The organism is Lentilactobacillus kisonensis DSM 19906 = JCM 15041, assembly GCF_001434135.1.
Classification (GTDB): domain Bacteria; phylum Bacillota; class Bacilli; order Lactobacillales; family Lactobacillaceae; genus Lentilactobacillus; species Lentilactobacillus kisonensis.
Window position 1 is genome coordinate 19,580 of sequence record NZ_AZEB01000008.1, and the last position, 17,785, is coordinate 37,364.

Here is a 17,785-nt window from a genome sequence, read left to right on the forward strand (position 1 = left end):
ATCACCCTACTTATCAGCGGTTTGTTTGAGGACGTAATCAACTAATTCACCGACTGTTTCCATCCCCTCGTCAGTTTCGATTTCGATATCGTAAGTATCTTCGATTTTATCGATCACTTCAAAAATATCTAAGCTGTCTAGATCCAAGTCGTTCTTGAAATTAGTGTCTTCCTTAATCTTGTCAGCATCTACGTCCAATTGATCCACGATAATTTCTTTTACCTTGCCAAATACTTCTTCTTTAGTCATTGTTAGTTTCCTCCAAATTTTAAGTCATTCATTTTAGTTGTCATTAATTTGTTAGTTCTTTAATACTTAATAATCATGGTACCGACGGTTAAGCCGCCGCCAAAGCCAGATAACGCGATGACATCCCCCCTTTTAATGCGCTGTTGTTTAACCAACTCGTCTAACAAGATTGGTTCACTTGCAGCCGCTGTATTACCATACTCATCAATGTTAATTGGAAATTTACTCATTGGAACGGCCAGCTCATCCGCAATTCGCTCAACAATTCGTTGGTTAGCCTGATGGAGGACAAAGCAGTCAACGTCTTCGACCGTCATCCCCGCATGCGCCAACGCCTCATTAATTGATTCAGGGACATTCTTGACGGCAAAGCGATACACCCGCCGCCCGTTCATTTTAAAAAACGGCGAACGGGGCGTTTGATCACTGACAAACGGTGACGGCTCACCAGTCTGACCAGCCGTCAGGTTATCACCTAATTCACCTAACGTCTTGAGCTTTTCTGACACAAATGAACCGCTGGCAGCTGATGTGTTCCTAATTAAAACCCCGCCGGCACCATCGCCGAATAAAACGGCAGTCGATCGATCTTGCCAATCAATGAGTTTGCTGAGGGTTTCACCGCCAATTAGAATGGCATTTTTTTGCTGATTCGCCATTAGCATTTGCTTGACAACATGCATCCCGTACACAAATCCTGAACAGGCTGCGTCAATGTCAAACGCAATCGCATTAGTCGCGCCAAGCTTTCCCTGAACCATAGCGCTCACAGACGGCGTTAAATAATCCGGAGACATTGTTGCAACCACGATTAAATCAATATCACTCGCGTTGAGCTTGCTTTTAGCTAACAGCTTCGTTGCAACGGTCAAGCAGAGTGAACTGGTTGTTTCGGTAGTCGCAACATGGCGCCGCTTAATGCCTGTCCGCTGGGTAATCCAGTCATCTGAGGTGGGCATCATGGTTGATAATTCATTATTGTCGACAATCCGCTCAGGAACTGTACTGGCCGTTGCCATTATTTTGAAGTCTTCAAATTTCATTTAGCTGAAACCTCACCAATAAAGTCTTCCACGTTAACTAACGCCTGCTTCATTTTCTTAATATCTGACCCATTGAACCCCTTTAGGCATTGCTCAACTAATTTCCGATGGAACGCGTAATGCGCTCGGTAAAGCAATCTGCCCTTATCAGTTAACGCCAGGTTGATAATTCGTCGGTCTTGCTGATTAGTTAACCGTGAAATATACCCCTTCCGCTCCAAATTATTTAAGTTCGCCGTCAGTGTTCCCTTGCTCAATCGTAAGATTCTAGCGACCTCAGAAGTGGTTTTTCGATCATGCAGGCCAATTGTGTGAACCAAATGGAGTTCCTTTGCGGTGATGTCTTTAAACCGGCTCTTCTTAATTTCGCTCTCTTCGATTCGCATAATCTGATCATAAATGTCCACCAAGGAGTCACTAATAAAGTTATAGTCGGCCTTAATTTCATCACTTATCGCATTCATTAATTGATTCTCCTAAGAATTCACCCAAATTAAATCTTCTTTTTGGGATCCGGCACAATAAAGGTTAATTCTGCAGAACAGGCAACTTTATCGTCTACCTTTGCTTCACACTTAACCTTCCCCATATTGTCACGTTGCTTTTCCATCTCAACGTGCAACTTTAAGACATCTCCTGGTCGAACTACTTTCCTAAACTTTGCGCTATCAATGGCGCCAAGGTAAGCCGTTTTTCCTTGATACTTTTTAGTTTTCAAAATCAAAATTGAAGCGGCTTGAGCAAGTGATTCAATAATTAATACCCCCGGCATTACGGGGTTGCCAGGAAAATGGCCTTGGAAAAATTCCTCGTTAATCGTCACGTTCTTGGTACAAACAATTGATTCACCAGGATTTAACTCATCAACTTTGTCCATAAATAAAATAGGATACCGGTTGGGGATCAAATCCATAATTTCAGCTGCGTCTAATACACTCATTGATTTCTTCCTTTCAGTCACAGATGATCGTGTTTGAACAGTCATATTAGTTTGAAGTTCGAACTAATTAGTTAAAGAAACTCACCAAATTCAAACCCGATCCGTACTTCGTTTTTAAACAAGACACATCATATAACAGATTAATTTGAATATCAAACTATTCTAATTAAGGGCATGCCGTTAAAAGGCACCACATTCACGTTACGAGTGGCAAAATAAATTTTTCTACTAGGACAGCTGCTCAAGGCAGAAACTTGCGCATAAGCACCCTAAATACAAATTCCAAACCCAGAAATTCATATTTAAAGAGACTTACACTCCGACTTCTAACCGCTTTGCTCCGCTCACTTTTTTAGGACAGCTGCACAAAGCAAAAATCTGCGTGTAAGCACCTATCGAAAAAATTCCAAGCCCAGGAATTTCCTCGATAGGAGACTTACACTCCGACTTCTAACCGCTTTGCTCCGCTCACTTTTATTTGCAGCAAAAAGCCTCTAGCTGAAATCCCCAAATTTGGATTTTAGCTAGAAGCCTATTTTAGAAACAGGAGACCTAGACATTAGTCATTTTTTCGTTTGTAATGACAGCTTTAATCACTACTTTATATTGACTAAATCTTCGTTAAATTCTGGAACCTAAACGCCTATCGTCCCTGTCTCTTCCTATTCAATTGTTTCGTAAATCAATTCTGGCGCCTTGGCTGAATCCGATACCGCAATATTTTGATACAGGAGCTGCTTAATATCATCAACATTTTCCCGATTACTATAAATTGTCAGCAAGGCTTCACCCACTTTGACCGGGTCACCAATCTTTTTGTGCAGCATAATGCCGACTGAATAATCAAGCTTATCATCTGCTTTTTGGCGGCCACCACCAAGTAACATGCTGGCCACACCAACTTCATCAGCAACAATCTTAGAAACCACGCCGGCTTTTTTGGCTGGCAAATCAATCTGATACTTAGCCTGAGGCAAAATGCCCTTGGGATCATTCACTACCTCCGGATTGCCGCCCTGATCACGAACCATTGCTTCAAAACTTGCTAAGGCCTCACCATTATGAATGACTTCTTCACACAATTTTTGACCCTCATCGGTCGTTTTAGCCTTGTCACCCATAACCGCCATATAGCCACCAATTGTCACAATTAACTTCTCAAGGTCGGCTGGCCCATTACCCTTCAATAGCGAAATTGATTCTTCAATTTCCAGCGAATTACCAATGGCGTCTCCTAACGGTTGATTCATGTCGGTAATCAAAGCCATACACTGCATGCCAACGCCTTTTCCAATGTCAACCAATGCCTTGGCTAGGGCCCGCGAGTCAGCTAATGTCTTCATAAAGGCCCCGGCTCCCGTTTTAACATCAATTACTAATGCATCCGTCCCGGAGGCAATCTTTTTACTCATAATTGAACCGGCAATTAGCGGAATTGAATCAACGGTATCAGTAACGTCCCGTAAAGCATAAATTTTCTTGTCTGCTGGGGCGATGTTACCAGTAGCGCCAATAATTGCTAATTTATCCTTTTTAACTTGCTCAATGAAATCCTGCTCACTAATTTCCACTTTATAGCCCGGAATTGCTTCCAATTTATCAAGCGTGCCACCGGTGTGACCAAGGCCACGCCCAGAAATCATTGGAACCGGAATTCCGAGGGCAGCAACCACCGCTGCCAGTGGAATGCTCGTCTTATCACCAACGCCACCGGTAGAATGTTTATCCACCTTGATTCCGGGAATACTACTTAGGTCAAGATGATCTCCAGACGCCATCATCTTCATGGTCAAGGTTGCCTGTTCCTTCTTGGTCATTCCCTGAAAGAAGATTGCCATCAATAACGCACTGGTTTGGTAATCTGGAATATCACCAGAAACCACGCCGTCCACAAAATACTGAATTTGCTCATCAGTCAACTCATTTCCTGACCGTTTTGCGTGAATAATATCTACCATTCTCATTGTAAAAGTCTCCTTTCAAGAAGCTAGTTAAATCCCTTATCATCAAAAATCCGGCTCACTATCTGATCCCCATTCAATAACGAAGCCGGACTTATATATCAATAATCAAGCAGTAATTGGGCTAAGCCTTGATCAATAATCGTGCAATTTGTGTATTTAGCCCGCAAAACTGCGTGAACGCCAGCTACTTTTCGATTCCCAGTTGCAACCAAAATAGCTGCTTTTTTGGCTTTTAAATCATCTAGGTGAATGCCAATCGTGCGGTCATCAATTTGGTTACTAACAAGGCGGCCTTCCCGATCAATAAACCGGGAAAAAACATCGCCGATTGCATCCCTTTGAAGTTGGGCCTTTTCCTGTTGGTTAAAGTAGCCCAGTTGGAAAATCAACGCCTCTGATCGCACTGTCCCAACGGTAAATAACGCAACGTTAGCTTTACGGCCAAGATCTAGAATCCGTTTAATATGGCGATCACTTTCCACCATTTCCTTGGTTACCTTATTGTCAAAAATGACTGGCAGTGGCAGGTACTCCGGCCGAGTGTGATAAGCCTTTGCTAACTCGTTGACACTTTCATACGCCCAGGTTTTCTCCTGAGAGTGGCTAATACTTCCTTTTAGCTGAACAACCCGGACCCCGGAGGCATTTTGCTCCTCGACCTGTTTGGTAACCGAATGAATGGTGTGGCCCCAACCAATCCCAATAATATCGCCGGGTTCAACGACCGTGGTCAGGTAATCCGCTGCAAATTTCCCCACACTGTCCGCAGTCGCCGTCATCCCACCGTAATTATTTGGAACCACATGAAACTGAACCCCGTATTTTGTTTCCAATTGGTCGGCTAATACCTGAGAATCCACCAACGGATTAATAATCTGGATTTTAACCAGCCCGTTCTCCTTGGCATACTGAATCAATCGAGAAACCGTTGGCCGTGATATTCCCAGCTGTCTCGCAATTTCTAGCTGACTGAGATTGTCTTGATAGTACAATTCAACAACCTGCAAGCTCTGCTTTAACTTAGTCACGTCTCTAATTTCTGCCATGGCGTCTTCTCTCCGAATTTATTTTAAAGTACGCATGCGTTGCCAAATCCCCCTCAAAATAACCCTTACTTCATATTCTTAACAGCTGTTTCCAATGATAGGCGAGCCATTTCATCGAATGACGTTTCCCGTTCTTTGGCTGATAATGCCTCCCCAGTTAACAAGTGATCACTCACCGTCAAAATAGTGAGTGCCCGAATGTGGTGCTTGGCGGCAAGTAAATAAAGGCCGGATGTTTCCATTTCGGTAGCTAAAACACCATAGTCAATCAATTTATGAATATCCAGTTCATCGTTGTAGAATCGGTCGGCGGCAAAAATATTTCCCACCTTTGTTTTGATATTCATCTCTTGGGCCGTATGGTAGGCTGAGTCCAGTAACCCAAAGTCAGCGATTGGCGAGTAATACATCCCTGGGCCAAACGTGTTTTGAATAATTGACGAGTCAGTCGTTCCGGCTTGGCCTAAAATAACATCCCGAATCTTAACGTCTGGGCTCATCCCGCCACAGCTACCAACGCGATAAATGGTTTTAACGCCATATTCCTTAATGAGCTCGGTTGTATAAATGGCTAACGAAGGAATCCCCATCCCAGAACCTTGAACGGAAATCCTTTTCCCTTTATAGGTTCCTGTATAACCAAACATATTGCGAACGTTACTGTATTGAACGGGATCATCCAAATAGGTTTCCGCAATAAATTTTGTCCGCAGTGGATCACCTGGCATTAAAACTGTATCTGAGATTTCCCCTGGTTTTGCACCAATGTGTGTACTCATGTAATGACCTCCTAGTTAAGTGAGCGGATCCAGGCGCTTAGAAATCGGAGTGTAAGTCTCCTCCGAGGAGAATTCCCGGTTCTGGAATTTTTCTCGGAGGTGCTTACACGCAGATTTCTGCCTGGAGGAGCTGTCCTGTTAAGTGAGCGGAGTCAGGCGCTTAGAAACTGGAATATAAGTCTCCTTGGGCGGGAATTCCTGGGCTTGGAATTTCTGACCAAGGTGCTTATATGGAAGTTTCTGCCTGACGCAGCTGTCCTGTTAAGTGAGCGGAACAAAGCGGTTAGAAACTGGAACATAAGTCTCCTCTGACAGAAATCCCTGGTTTTGGGGGATTTTTGTCAGAGGTGCTTATGTGGAAGTTTCTGCTTTGCGCAGCTGTCCTAAATTTCCTCCAAGAAACCAGTCCCAACACCATTGCCCGTCACGTTGAAGTTATCAAGGACTGTGGCCCCAAAGTCCGCAAAAGTCTTTCGAACTCCTAGCGTACCGCCATTTGTCATAGATGGTGAATAGACCAGTAATGGAACGCGTTCACGGGTGTGATCAGTTCCTTTAAAGCCCGGATCGTTCCCATGATCAGCGGTGATCATAAGCAAGTCATCATCCTTGAGGTTCTTCAAAACAGTCCCTAACCGTTTATCGAAATCCATGAGAGCCTCACCAAAACCAATTGGGTTACGGCGATGACCATACATAGCATCAAAATCAACCAGATTCGTAAACGCAAAGCCGGTAAAGTCTTCCCCCATTACGTGGTCAACGTGGTCCATGCCATCCATATTACTTTCATTATGGTAGCCTTCATCAATACCGTGACCAGAAAAAATGTCATTAATCTTACCAATTCCCACGGTGTGAACCCCAGCTGCTTGTAAATAATCTAAATCAGTTTTCCCAATTGGTTCTAATGTGAAATCATGACGATTGGCTGTTCGGGTGAAGTGATCCTTATCAGGGCCAACGTATGGTCGGGCAATGATTCGACCAACTGTGTATTCGGGGCCATTTACCAATGTTCGGGCGTACTCACAAATCCGGTAGAGTTCTTTGAGTGGAATCACAGTCTCATGGGCCGCAATTTGAAGCACTGAGTCCCCTGATGTATAAACAATCAGGTCACCCGTCTTCATTTGCTGCTCACCAAGTTCAGCAATGATCTTGGTCCCAGACTCTGGCCGATTACCAATAACCTTGCGGCCAGAAAAGTCTTCTAATTTCTCAATGATGTCATCAGGAAACCCATTTGGAAACGTATTTAGCGGCTTTTCAACTGGCAACCCCATCATTTCCCAGTGACCATCCATGCTATCCTTACCGGCAGAAATCTCTTGCATTTTACCGTAGTAGCCAATGGGGTGGTCAATTTTTGCGACACCTTCAATGGGGGTTTCCCGAAGATTGGAGATCCCTAATTTTTGAAGGTTCGGAATCTGGAGCTTACCTTTGTAGGCCTCACCAACATGGCCCAATGTGTCAGAACCGATATCATCAAATTTAGCGGCATCCGGTGCAGCACCAGTCCCAACTGAATCCATCACAATTCCAAATATTCGTTTATAATTTTTTATACTCATAACTTTGCCTCCAAATGATCACTTAAGATAAGATTTTGACAGTTGCACTAACGCCTAGACGACTTGCGCCAGCGTCAATCATTGCAAGTGCCTCTTCACGAGAATGAATCCCACCGGATGCTTTAACCCCTAATCGATCGCCAACGGTCTTTCTCATCAAGGCAACGTCATCAAGCTTTGCCCCAGCTGAACTAAAGCCAGTCGATGTTTTAACGTAGTCCGATCCCGCTTTTTCCGAGTCCTGGCAACCGCTTACAATTTGATCGTTGTTTAAAAATGATGTTTCCAAGATCACTTTAAGCAGTTTACCCTTTGCATGAACAGCTTCAGCAACCTTTTGGATATCTTCAGTTACAAAGGCATCATTGCCACCAATCAATTCGCCAACGTTGATCACCATATCAATTTCTTCAGCTCCCTGATCAATCGCGGTAATTGCTTCATATACTTTAGTTTCCGTATTGGTTGCTCCAAGTGGGAAGCCAACTACGGTAATTGGATTAACGGTCGACCCTTTGAGTGCTTCAGTCACCAATGGCATCCAGTGTGAGTTCACGCAAACGGATGCTGTGTTATACTTCACAGCTTCCTCACAAGTCTCTCGAATACTCTCCTCAGTTGCGTCTGGTTTTAAATTAGTGTGGTCTAAATACTTGGCTAGTTGTGCGTTTGTTAAGTCCTTTGTCATGATAATGAAACCCCTTTCATCTATTTATAAATTCATCTTACAGGATCCTAGAACATATGTAAAGAAGTTTGCTGAAATATTGTTCAATAATGTGAAATAATGTACAAAATGTTTTTTTGCAATCCAAAAAGGAGCTAAGACAAAAAACTTTGTCTTAGCTCCCGGTAGTATCAGAATAGCTGCGCAGAGTAGAAATCTGCACCAAGCCTATTTCTTCAAATCAGAAATTGAATTGATATTTTTCATGTACGTTGGCACAGCCAGTCCAACCTTGGCGCCCTTCAAGTTCACGCCCAGATCGTCAAATTTGCCCTTATAGTCCTTATAGTAGAGGCCTTGGGTATTTGGTAACCAGGCACAAACCATCCCGTCAGCGGCTTTTGTGGCGATTGACGCCCACAGTGGCTGAACTTCCATGGCCTGAATATCAACTTTGTAACCAAGCGATCTTAAAACATTGGCAACCACGTTGGTTGACGCAATCTCAGAGTCCCAGGCAACGTAAGTCAATTTGATCGATTGACCATGAACGTGCTTAATCCCCTTAGTCCATGTATCAACCTGAGCCTTGTTCTGCTTAATCCAATCATTGGCAGCTTTGTGAGGATCTTCGCCGCCGTTAACCTTAAGCATGACATTTGCCATCTGGGCTGGTTTCCAATTAAACCGGTTCAACATAGTGTAGGCTTCAGGCTTATCTTTTTTAAGACCTAACCGTGCGATCGTATGAATGTTCTCGGCTTTTCCATAAACGTTTTTAGGATCCTTCAAGAACTTCAAACTGTATTTCGTAAACATCCAATGCGGTGTCCACCCAGTAATCACAATCGGCTCATGATTCTTAATTGCTTTACCAAGGGTACTAGCCATTGCAGCAGTTGAACTCGTCTGCAATTGCCATTTCGAGTCGGCCAATCCATATTCCTTCATGGCCTTTTGGGTACTCGACATAATGCCAGCCCCGGCTTCAACCCCAGTAATCGTATAATTAATTTGCTTCCCAACGCTCTCATTAGGATTGTATTTCGCAATTTTAGTTGAACAGCCAGAAAGCAGAATCATCGAAACAACGACCGAGAGGAGCAGAATTAATTTACCGTTTTGTTTTTTCATATTAACCCCCTTCTATGACTTAGGGATCTTATTGCGGTTAATGGCTTGGGTAATTCGATCAAGAATAATCGCCAAGATAACAATTGCCAGACCAGCAGCAAAGCCACCACCAGCATCGTTTCGGCCAACCGCGAAGTAAACCTTGTTTCCAAGTCCCATTGCACCGATCATTGAAGCAATCACAACCATTGAAAGTGACAGCATCATACTTTGGTTAACCCCGGCCATTAACGTTGATTTAGCTAATGGTAGTTGCACCTTGAACAGCTTCTGCCACGAAGTAGACCCGTATGAATCAGCAGCTTCAATCAAATCAGCTGGCACTTGTCTGATTCCCAAATTTGTCATCCGAATCGTTGGTGGCATCGCGAAAATAACTGATGCAATGACACCTGGCACCATGCCGATTCCAAAAAACGCAACTGCCGGAATCAAATAAACAAAGGCTGGCATCGTCTGCATGAAATCAAGAATTGGCTTATTAATTGTTTCAAAGACCTTTGACTTCCCCATCCAAATACCTAAGGGAACCCCGACCACTAGCGCAATGAGACTAGAAGTCAGAACTAACGTCAACGTTTGGGTCATGTCACGCCAAAATCCTTGATTCCAAATATACAGTAACCCAACGATTTCAAAGATAATCAGGGTCCAGTGCTTCGTTTTACGGGTTAACCAGTACGTACCACCCACAACGAGCAGCATAAACAACCAGATTGGCAACAGGTCAAAGATCCATTGGAAACCGTTGATAATGCCGCCAATAAAGTTGGTGACGCCGTTAAAGAAGCCTTCAAAGCTTGCTAACCAATCAACTAATTTATCAATCCAACTCGAAATTGGTAATTGGGGAATGTTAGTCATTTTCGACCACCTCATTTCCAGAGATTGCACCAAGAACGGCACCTCTAATGATAATTCCTAACAAGTGGTTTTTATCATCAACAACCGCAAATGGAATCGGTGTCGATGAGATTTTTTCCATAATATCCGTTATTGGCGTGTCCGGTGACGCCGTTGGCACGTTGGTTTGGATGACTGAATCAAGTTTACGTTCCTTCTTCTTAATCAATCCCATCACGTGGCTGGCATCTACAACCCCCACAAATTCACGTTTATTATTGACGACGTAGACTGATGAAATCTCGTTTTCAACCATCCGGCGCATGGCAATTCGGGGACCATCTTTATCAATATTGATAAATGTTGGCCGAATCATCACGTTAGAAGCGGTCAATACCTTTGTTCGGTCGACGTCTTCGATGAATTTTTCAACGTACTCGTCAGCCGGTTGGGTCAAAATCTCTTCAGGCGTTCCGGTCTGAACAATTTCCCCATCTTTCATAATCATAATTCGATCACCAATTCGGAGCGCTTCGTTCAGGTCATGGGAAATGAAGACGATTGTTTTTTTAAGGTTCTCTTGTAGGTCGAGCAATTCATCCTGCATATCCTTTCGGTTCAAGGGATCCAAGGCAGAAAAGGCTTCGTCCATCAATAGAATCTCAGAGTTATTGGCTAATGCTCTAGCTAATCCAACCCGCTGTTGCATCCCACCTGATAATTGGGTTGGGTACTGATCGTCATAACCATGAAGACCCACTAGCTCCAAAGCCTCGTGGGACTTTTTAAGCCGCTCATCCTTATCGACACCCTTAACTTCCAACCCATAGGCAGTATTCTCAATAATTGTTCGGTTTGGAAACAGCGCAAAGTTTTGAAAAACCATGCTCATTTTATTCCGCCGGACGTCTAACAACTGCTTCTTGTTAAGTGACGTTAAGTTCTCACCGTCAATCAGGATTTCACCTGACGTTGGTTCAATTAATCGATTAATCATCCGGATCATCGTTGATTTTCCGCTTCCGGATAACCCCATAATCACGAAAATTTCACCGTTGTTAACTTCGAAATTGGCGTCGTTCACACCAACCGTTGCGCCGGCTGATTTTAGAATTTCGGCTTTTGACTTACCTGCTTTTAGTAATTCTTCGGCCCGTGGAATTCGACGGCCAAAGATCTTGGTAAGATGTCGCACTTGTAATTTTGTTGTCATGTGCCCCTCCTTATCAATCATTCTGCGTTTGCGATAGAACAGTGCGCATCCTAAAGTCCTCAGAGGCTGCCAAGTAGGCTGTGTTTGCTGACCGTCATTAGTAGGAGCTTTGACTTAACTCCTTAATCTGGGTCGCAAGAATCCTAGAGGCGAACCTCTGATTTGCACAGCTGTTCTATAAGATATTAAAAATGGTACTTCCAAATTTGGTAGTGCCAAGGATTAAAACTTACTTTAAAAATCATAACAAAAATACGAACTCGTTTCAAATAAGTTGAATTGCTGCAAGTTTAAACTCTGTGAGTAATTATGACGCCAATGAGTTGTTATTATAAGGATTAGCTCAATTATTTCTTGCCAGCATCATTATTTGTACGTAACCGTCACCAAATCCTTTAAGGATGGGGTTCGTGGCCAATTTTTAGAAAAAGTTGCTAAATTTATTAGGAATTTATTTGGAAGCGCTCTTACGCTACCAGGAATTCCATAAACAGTTATTTACAATCGGCTGACTTTTGCCATTAACGAAGAAGGGGCCATCATTTCCAAAAAACAGAAATGATGGCCCCTGCCACTAAGCTTTGGGATCCTAAGTGTCGATTGCCTTAGTCAGCTGTTTCTAATAAATCTGTCAACCGACTTATCTTGTCAACACTGTAATCGACTCAATATGAACGGTCTGTGGAAATTGGTCAACTGGCTGAATCGGCTGGTTAACTTGATAGCCTTGTTCATTAAATAACTTAACGTCCCGTGCTAAAGTTGCTGGGTTACAAGAAACGTAGACAACGCGCTTAGGCTGCATCTTAACAACACTTTCAATCAGCGTGCCATCAAGCCCCTTACGTGGTGGGTCTACAACAATTACGTCCGGCTTCAAGCCATCTTCTTGCCATTTAGCCATTTGGTCTTCAGCGTAGCCAGCCACAAATTCAACGTTATCAATATCGTTGATCTTTGCATTCTTCTTAGCATCCTCAACCGCCTCTGGAACAATTTCCACGCCGTAAACCTTTTTAGCAACTCGCGCCATTGACAGCGAGATTGTGCCAATCCCACAATAAGCGTCAATAACGGTATCATCGGCTGTTAAGTCGGCTTTTTTAGTTGCTAAATCATACAGTTTTTCCGTTTGAACTGGGTTAACTTGGTAAAATGAGTTAGCAGAAATTTCAAATTTAAGGCCTAACAACGTGTCTTCAATCGTACTTTGACCTGCTAACACTTTGTTTTCCTTACCCATCAATGCATTCGTTTTCTTAGGGTTAACGTTTTGGACAATGCTCTTAACTTCAGGCAACGCCTTTGTAATGTCGGTAACAATTTCCTTATTACTAGGGAGCTTTTCAGTTCGTGTAATCAAGACGATCATCATCTCGTGAGAATAGTGACCACGGCGAACCATCACGTTACGGATGACACCGCCGTTAACGCGTTCATCATATGGCTTAATTCGATACTTGCGCAAAATATCACGAACTACCACAATTGCCTTGTCAATTTCTGGATCTTGAATATAAAAATCTTCAATTGGAACAAGATCATGGGAATGTTTCCGATAAAAGCCAGTCTGTAACTTACCGTTAATTAACCGAACGGGGATTTGCGCTTTATTCCGATACTCATAAGGCTTATCCATCCCAATCGTTGGATCAACTTGAACGTCAATCTTCAATTTATTGAAGTCTTCTTCAATTTGGTGCCGTTTAAACTCAAGCTGAGCATCATACTTAAGATGTTGCAACGGCGCGATCCCCGTTTGGGTATAAGCCTTATCAACTAGCTCAACCCGGTCAGCACTTTTTTGATTGATCTTAATGACTTTCCCAAATGCGAAATTTTTCTTTACTTTGATAACTTTCATTGTCACGTTTTCAGTTGGTAACGCGTCCTCAATAAAGATCGGAAAATCATCAATCTTCGCAACGCCCATTCCCTGATACGTTAAGTCCGTGATATCAACATCATAAGTTTCATTTTTTAATACTGGAGCAGTTCTTTTCATTTAGTCACCCTTATTTGCGTAGAAACAAAAATTGCGAAACGAAAACATCGTAACGCAATTAATAAACATCCTATAAAACTATTCCTTATCCGGCAGTTTGTCAACGCCTTTGACGAAGTTCTGCTCAACTTGACGAATTTGTTCATCAGTTTCGTCCGAATAGGCACGATCCGGAATTTCATCCGTGTTGGCAAAAAATTCGATATGTTGTTTTAAATCAACAAACGTCATCGGCGCGTTGCCACCATATTCACCATCGAGATTAATCTGCATCGGATCATTGACCGGCCTAGCAGTTACTTTGCGAACCTTTTTATAAATAATTCGCGGATCATCAACGTGCTTACCACCATTTAAAACCTTAGAAACCAGATGAAGGATTTCAACTAAGTTACTGGTTTTGACAATGATTAACGTAAACTTACCATCATCAAGTGACGCATCGGGGACAATCTGTTCGAATCCGCCTACGGAATTGGTAAGCGCCAGGAAAAACATCGAAGCCTTTCCCTTAAATTCACCACCATCATATTTTAAATCCATTTGAATTGGCTTAATCCGTGGGAGTAATTCGGCCCCCTTAACCAGATACGCAAGGTAGCCAAAAATGGTTTTTAAATCTGATGGCACATCATAGGTTAATTCTGTCAACAACCCACCAGCAGCAATATTAATGAAGTAGTTGTCGCCCGCTTTACCAATATCCATGTGAATCATTTGCTTTTTGAAGACCATCTTGGCTGCTTCAACCGGATCCTCTCGGGGAATATGCAGCGCCCGAGCATAATCGTTAGTCGTTCCAGCAGGAATGATCGCCATTTTCGGTCGTTTTTTCAGCGGCGCAATGCCGTTAACAACCTCATTAATGGTGCCATCACCACCAGCAGCCACAACTAATTCAAATCCCTCTTCAGCGGCTCTTTGAGCTTCGTTCTTAGCGGAATCCTTGGCGGCAGTGGTGGCATATGCGCTGGTTTCGTAGCCAGCTTGTTCAAATATATCTAAAATGTCCACCATCTTCTGCTTAAGAATTTCCCTACCAGAAGTTGGATTATAAATCACCCTTGCCCGTTTACGCATATTAATCCCGACTTTCTATTTACTCATTGATTCTTTTAACATTTTGTTAACAACCTGGGGATTAGCTTTCCCATGAGTTTGTTTCATAATCTGACCCACTAAGAAACCAATTGCCCGATCCTTACCGTTATGAAAGTCTTCAACGGATTGCGGATTGGCGGAAACAACGTCATCAACGATTGGTTGTAATTTAGCAGGGTCCGATAATTGAACCATCCCTTTTTCTTCGACAAACGCTTTTGGATCGTCACCCTTCGTGATTGCCTTGAAGACCTTCTTGGCCATCTTAGACGAAATTGTGCCATCACTGATCAACTTGATCATCATTGCCAAATGTTCAGGCGTGATCTTAGTATCCTGGAGTTCGACTTGATTATCGTTCATGTAAGCATTAACGTCACCTTGAAGATAATTGGCAGCCAATTTAGCATCAGCGCCGGCCTTAATCATCTGATCATAAAAATCAGACATTTCCTTGGTCTGGGTAATAACCATCGCATCATAGTCTGTAATTCCCAATTCGTTAACGTAATGCTCACGTCGCTTGGCAGGTGGTTCTGGCAATTCCTGGTTAATCTGATCAATCCAATCTTGGGAAATTGTCAAAACTGGTAAATCTGGTTCTGGGAAGTAACGATAATCATCAGAGCCTTCCTTAACCCGCATTAAGACGGTTTTCCCAGTTGTTTCATCAAAGCGCCGGGTTTCCTGCTGGATAACACCACCAGACATGATTACCCGCTGTTGGCGCTGTTCTTCATATTCAAGACTCTTTCGGACATAGTTGAATGAATTAATGTTCTTCATTTCAACCTTAGTGCCGAATTCTTTTTGACCAACGGGACGAATTGAGATGTTGGTGTCAACCCGCATTGAACCTTCTTCCATTTTGACATCTGAAATCCCAGTAAATTGAACAATTTGCCGTAGCTGTTCCAAATAAGCATACGCTTCATCAGCAGAGGCAATGTCTGGCTTTGAAACAATTTCAATCAACGGGGTCCCCTGACGGTTTAAATCAACGAATGAATGTTCAGATTCATGGGTATTCTTACCAGCATCCTCTTCAATATGCATTTCAGCAATCCCAATTTTCTTCTTTTGGCCGTCAACTTCAATCTCGACCCACCCGTCATGGGCAATGGGAGTCTCTGACTGCGTAATCTGATAGGCCTTGGGGTTGTCAGGGTAGAAGTAATTCTTTCGGTCAAAATGCGGATTGGGTTCGATTTGGGCATGCAGGGCTAATCCAGCCATGATGCCATCGTGAACAACCCCTTTATTAGTGGTTGGTAAAACGCCAGGGTATCCCCAATCAATCACGTTCGTATTGGCATTTGGTGTATCACCAAATTCTACGGGAGAAGGACTAAAGATTTTAGAATTCGTTTTTAACTCAACGTGCACTTCGAGTCCAATTGTTGTTTGAAAATTCATTAGTTAGTTCCTCCCATCTTTGGTGTTTGTTTATTAAAGTCAGTATTTTGTTCAAAGGCATTTCCGGCTTGGTAAACCGTCAATTCATCATATGGCCGACCAATCAGCTGGACGCCAACTGGTAATCCGTTAGAGAAACCGGCTGGAATTGACATTCCCGGTAACCCTGCCAAATTAACTGGTAAGGTCAAAACATCATTCATATACATGGTCATTGGGTCAGAAACGTCTTCGCCAATTCCATAAGCTGGTGTTGGTGCCGTTGGGGCAAGAATCAAATCGAAGTCCTTAAAGACCTTGGCAAAATCATTATTCATTAACGTTCGCACTTGGGCGGCTTTTTTGAAGTAAGCGTCATAAAAGCCGGCAGATAATGAGAACGTTCCGAGCATAATTCGGCGTTTAACTTCATCACCAAAACCTTCTGAACGTGATTTAACGTACAGGTCTTCCAAATTCTTAACATCAGCAGCCCGCCGGCCATAACGAATTCCGTCAAACCGTTGTAAGTTAGAGGACGCTTCTGAAGATGAAATAATATAGTACGCAGCAACACCATACTTCGTGTGAGGCAATGATACTTCCTCAACCGTTGCGCCAAGCTTCTTGAATTGCTCAGCCGTATCTAAAACGGTTTGCTTAACGTCATCATCTAACCCTTGTGACATGAATTCGGTTGGGATTCCAATACGCATGCCTTTGACACCCTTATTAAGGGCGCTGGTGAAATCAGGAACTTCCTTAATAGAAGAAGTTAAATCATGCTTATCGTGACCCGCAATTGCGTTTAACAACGTTGCGTTATCTTCAACGTTTCGGGTAATCGGCCCAATTTGATCCAAACTTGAGCCAAAGGCAATTAACCCCCAGCGAGAAACCCGGCCATAGGTTGGCTTCATGCCAACAACCCCATTAAATGATGCGGGTTGGCGAATCGAACCACCAGTATCTGAACCAAGTGCAGCCAATACTTCACCACTCGCAACGGCAGCAGCTGATCCACCTGATGATCCACCGGGAACCTTTGTTGTATCCCAGGGATTATGAGTAATCTTGAAGGCAGAGTTTTCAGTTGAACCCCCCATCGCAAATTCATCCATGTTGGTTTTTCCAAGCGTCACTGTCCCTAATTGCTTGAGCTTTTCAACAGCCGTTGCGTCAAACATTGGCGTAAAGTTTTCTAATATTTTAGATGCAGCGGTCGTCTTCAAGCCCTTAGTCAACATATTATCTTTGATTGCAACGGGAATTCCTGATAAAGGATTATCCTTATCAATTCCCTTTTGATCAATTTGGTCAGCATCGGCCACGGCATCCTTTTCAGCCACCGTCAAAAAGGCGTTAATGTCGCCATCAACTGATTTAATATTCGCTAAGGTCTGCTGGGTAAGTTCCTTTGCGGAAAAGTCGCCGTTAACCAGCTTACTATGAACACTTGTTAATGATTCGTTGAAATAATTCATTAGTTGTTATCCCCGCTTTCATCAATAATCGTCGGAACGCGGATGTAACCGTCCTGAGTATCAGGGGCGTTATCCAACAAAGCTTGTTGTTGATGCCAATTTTCGGCAACGTCATCTCGCATAACGTTTACTTGGTCAGTAACGCTACTGGTTGGTTCAACGCCCTCAGTATCAACTTCACTGAGTGTTTCAAACAAGCCAATAATTTTATCTAACTGTGTTGTAAAGTATGGCAGCTGGTCATCGTTAATCTTCAACTTTGCCAATTCAGCAACGTGTTTTACTTGATCTTCAGAGATCTTTTCAGTCATTGAAATCCTTCTCTCTTCTGAAATTACTTAGTTT

At 43.0% G+C, this 17,785-nt stretch carries 17 protein-coding genes; all 17 read right to left on the reverse strand.

Annotation, left to right across the window (positions count from 1 at the left end; genetic code table 11):
• Positions 1–6 precede the first annotated feature (6 nt).
• The 17 genes from FC98_RS05405 to gatC all read right to left on the reverse strand — a co-directional run bounded on the left by FC98_RS05405 (position 7) and on the right by gatC (position 17,751).
• Positions 7–249 (reverse strand): acyl carrier protein, encoded by a 243-nt coding sequence (locus FC98_RS05405; RefSeq protein ID WP_008855742.1) that lies wholly within the window; start codon positions 247–249, stop codon positions 7–9.
• 59 nt (positions 250–308) lie between these two features.
• Positions 309–1,292: a beta-ketoacyl-ACP synthase III gene (locus tag FC98_RS05410; RefSeq protein WP_056949300.1), complete on the reverse strand. Its 984-nt coding sequence runs from the start codon at positions 1,290–1,292 to the stop codon at positions 309–311.
• Entirely contained in the window at positions 1,289–1,756 is a 468-nt protein-coding gene (locus FC98_RS05415; protein ID WP_008855744.1) for a MarR family winged helix-turn-helix transcriptional regulator, read from the reverse strand. Before FC98_RS05415 ends, FC98_RS05410 begins: the two co-directional genes overlap by 4 nt.
• A gap of 29 nt (positions 1,757–1,785) precedes the next feature.
• On the reverse strand, positions 1,786–2,232 hold the full coding sequence (fabZ, locus tag FC98_RS05420) for a 3-hydroxyacyl-ACP dehydratase FabZ (RefSeq protein ID WP_040470871.1): 447 nt from the start codon (positions 2,230–2,232) through the stop codon (positions 1,786–1,788).
• 662 nt (positions 2,233–2,894) lie between these two features.
• Positions 2,895–4,196: a pyrimidine-nucleoside phosphorylase gene (locus tag FC98_RS05425; RefSeq protein ID WP_008855747.1), complete on the reverse strand. Its 1,302-nt coding sequence runs from the start codon at positions 4,194–4,196 to the stop codon at positions 2,895–2,897.
• A 98-nt stretch (positions 4,197–4,294) separates the two neighbouring features.
• Positions 4,295–5,242, reverse strand: coding sequence for a sugar-binding transcriptional regulator (locus tag FC98_RS05430; protein ID WP_008855748.1), 948 nt, complete (start codon positions 5,240–5,242; stop codon positions 4,295–4,297).
• A 65-nt stretch (positions 5,243–5,307) separates the two neighbouring features.
• Positions 5,308–6,021 (reverse strand): purine-nucleoside phosphorylase, encoded by a 714-nt coding sequence (gene deoD, locus FC98_RS05435; RefSeq protein ID WP_008855749.1) that lies wholly within the window; start codon positions 6,019–6,021, stop codon positions 5,308–5,310.
• A gap of 383 nt (positions 6,022–6,404) precedes the next feature.
• Positions 6,405–7,598, reverse strand: a complete 1,194-nt coding sequence (locus FC98_RS05445) for a phosphopentomutase (RefSeq protein WP_056949301.1) — start codon at positions 7,596–7,598, stop codon at positions 6,405–6,407.
• 22 nt (positions 7,599–7,620) lie between these two features.
• Positions 7,621–8,286, reverse strand: coding sequence for a deoxyribose-phosphate aldolase (gene deoC, locus FC98_RS05450; RefSeq protein ID WP_056949302.1), 666 nt, complete (start codon positions 8,284–8,286; stop codon positions 7,621–7,623).
• Between the two features lie 207 nt (positions 8,287–8,493).
• The gene (locus FC98_RS05455) at positions 8,494–9,399 is read right to left on the reverse strand and encodes a glycine betaine ABC transporter substrate-binding protein (protein ID WP_008855753.1); all 906 of its coding nucleotides are present in this window, start codon (positions 9,397–9,399) and stop codon (positions 8,494–8,496) included.
• 12 nt (positions 9,400–9,411) lie between these two features.
• Positions 9,412–10,263, reverse strand: a complete 852-nt coding sequence (locus FC98_RS05460) for an ABC transporter permease (protein WP_056949303.1) — start codon at positions 10,261–10,263, stop codon at positions 9,412–9,414.
• Positions 10,256–11,455: a quaternary amine ABC transporter ATP-binding protein gene (locus FC98_RS05465; RefSeq protein ID WP_040470878.1), complete on the reverse strand. Its 1,200-nt coding sequence runs from the start codon at positions 11,453–11,455 to the stop codon at positions 10,256–10,258. The genes FC98_RS05460 and FC98_RS05465 overlap by 8 nt, the downstream gene beginning before the upstream one ends.
• 640 nt (positions 11,456–12,095) lie before the next feature.
• The gene (gene rlmD, locus FC98_RS05470; RefSeq protein WP_056949304.1) at positions 12,096–13,460 is read right to left on the reverse strand and encodes a 23S rRNA (uracil(1939)-C(5))-methyltransferase RlmD; all 1,365 of its coding nucleotides are present in this window, start codon (positions 13,458–13,460) and stop codon (positions 12,096–12,098) included.
• 78 nt (positions 13,461–13,538) lie between these two features.
• Positions 13,539–14,540 (reverse strand): diacylglycerol kinase, encoded by a 1,002-nt coding sequence (locus tag FC98_RS05475; RefSeq protein ID WP_008855759.1) that lies wholly within the window; start codon positions 14,538–14,540, stop codon positions 13,539–13,541.
• 15 nt (positions 14,541–14,555) lie between these two features.
• On the reverse strand, positions 14,556–15,977 hold the full coding sequence (gene gatB, locus FC98_RS05480) for an Asp-tRNA(Asn)/Glu-tRNA(Gln) amidotransferase subunit GatB (protein WP_008855760.1): 1,422 nt from the start codon (positions 15,975–15,977) through the stop codon (positions 14,556–14,558).
• Positions 15,977–17,440, reverse strand: a complete 1,464-nt coding sequence (gene gatA / locus FC98_RS05485; protein WP_056949305.1) for an Asp-tRNA(Asn)/Glu-tRNA(Gln) amidotransferase subunit GatA — start codon at positions 17,438–17,440, stop codon at positions 15,977–15,979. Before gatA ends, gatB begins: the two co-directional genes overlap by 1 nt.
• Positions 17,440–17,751, reverse strand: a complete 312-nt coding sequence (gene gatC / locus FC98_RS05490) for an Asp-tRNA(Asn)/Glu-tRNA(Gln) amidotransferase subunit GatC (protein WP_008855762.1) — start codon at positions 17,749–17,751, stop codon at positions 17,440–17,442. The genes gatA and gatC overlap by 1 nt, the downstream gene beginning before the upstream one ends.
• Between the last annotated feature and the right edge of the window lie 34 nt (positions 17,752–17,785).

Coding starts and splice junctions, on each gene's coding strand:
- FC98_RS05405 (WP_008855742.1), bottom strand. CDS start 249: ATGACTAAAGAAGAAGTATTTGGCAAGGTAAAAGAAATTATCGTGGAT.
- FC98_RS05410 (WP_056949300.1), bottom strand. CDS start 1,292: ATGAAATTTGAAGACTTCAAAATAATGGCAACGGCCAGTACAGTTCCT.
- FC98_RS05415 (WP_008855744.1), bottom strand. CDS start 1,756: ATGAATGCGATAAGTGATGAAATTAAGGCCGACTATAACTTTATTAGT.
- fabZ (WP_040470871.1), bottom strand. CDS start 2,232: ATGAGTGTATTAGACGCAGCTGAAATTATGGATTTGATCCCCAACCGG.
- FC98_RS05425 (WP_008855747.1), bottom strand. CDS start 4,196: ATGAGAATGGTAGATATTATTCACGCAAAACGGTCAGGAAATGAGTTG.
- FC98_RS05430 (WP_008855748.1), bottom strand. CDS start 5,242: ATGGCAGAAATTAGAGACGTGACTAAGTTAAAGCAGAGCTTGCAGGTT.
- deoD (WP_008855749.1), bottom strand. CDS start 6,021: ATGAGTACACACATTGGTGCAAAACCAGGGGAAATCTCAGATACAGTT.
- FC98_RS05445 (WP_056949301.1), bottom strand. CDS start 7,598: ATGAGTATAAAAAATTATAAACGAATATTTGGAATTGTGATGGATTCA.
- deoC (WP_056949302.1), bottom strand. CDS start 8,286: ATGACAAAGGACTTAACAAACGCACAACTAGCCAAGTATTTAGACCAC.
- FC98_RS05455 (WP_008855753.1), bottom strand. CDS start 9,399: ATGAAAAAACAAAACGGTAAATTAATTCTGCTCCTCTCGGTCGTTGTT.
- FC98_RS05460 (WP_056949303.1), bottom strand. CDS start 10,263: ATGACTAACATTCCCCAATTACCAATTTCGAGTTGGATTGATAAATTA.
- FC98_RS05465 (WP_040470878.1), bottom strand. CDS start 11,455: ATGACAACAAAATTACAAGTGCGACATCTTACCAAGATCTTTGGCCGT.
- rlmD (WP_056949304.1), bottom strand. CDS start 13,460: ATGAAAAGAACTGCTCCAGTATTAAAAAATGAAACTTATGATGTTGAT.
- FC98_RS05475 (WP_008855759.1), bottom strand. CDS start 14,540: ATGCGTAAACGGGCAAGGGTGATTTATAATCCAACTTCTGGTAGGGAA.
- gatB (WP_008855760.1), bottom strand. CDS start 15,977: ATGAATTTTCAAACAACAATTGGACTCGAAGTGCACGTTGAGTTAAAA.
- gatA (WP_056949305.1), bottom strand. CDS start 17,440: ATGAATTATTTCAACGAATCATTAACAAGTGTTCATAGTAAGCTGGTT.
- gatC (WP_008855762.1), bottom strand. CDS start 17,751: ATGACTGAAAAGATCTCTGAAGATCAAGTAAAACACGTTGCTGAATTG.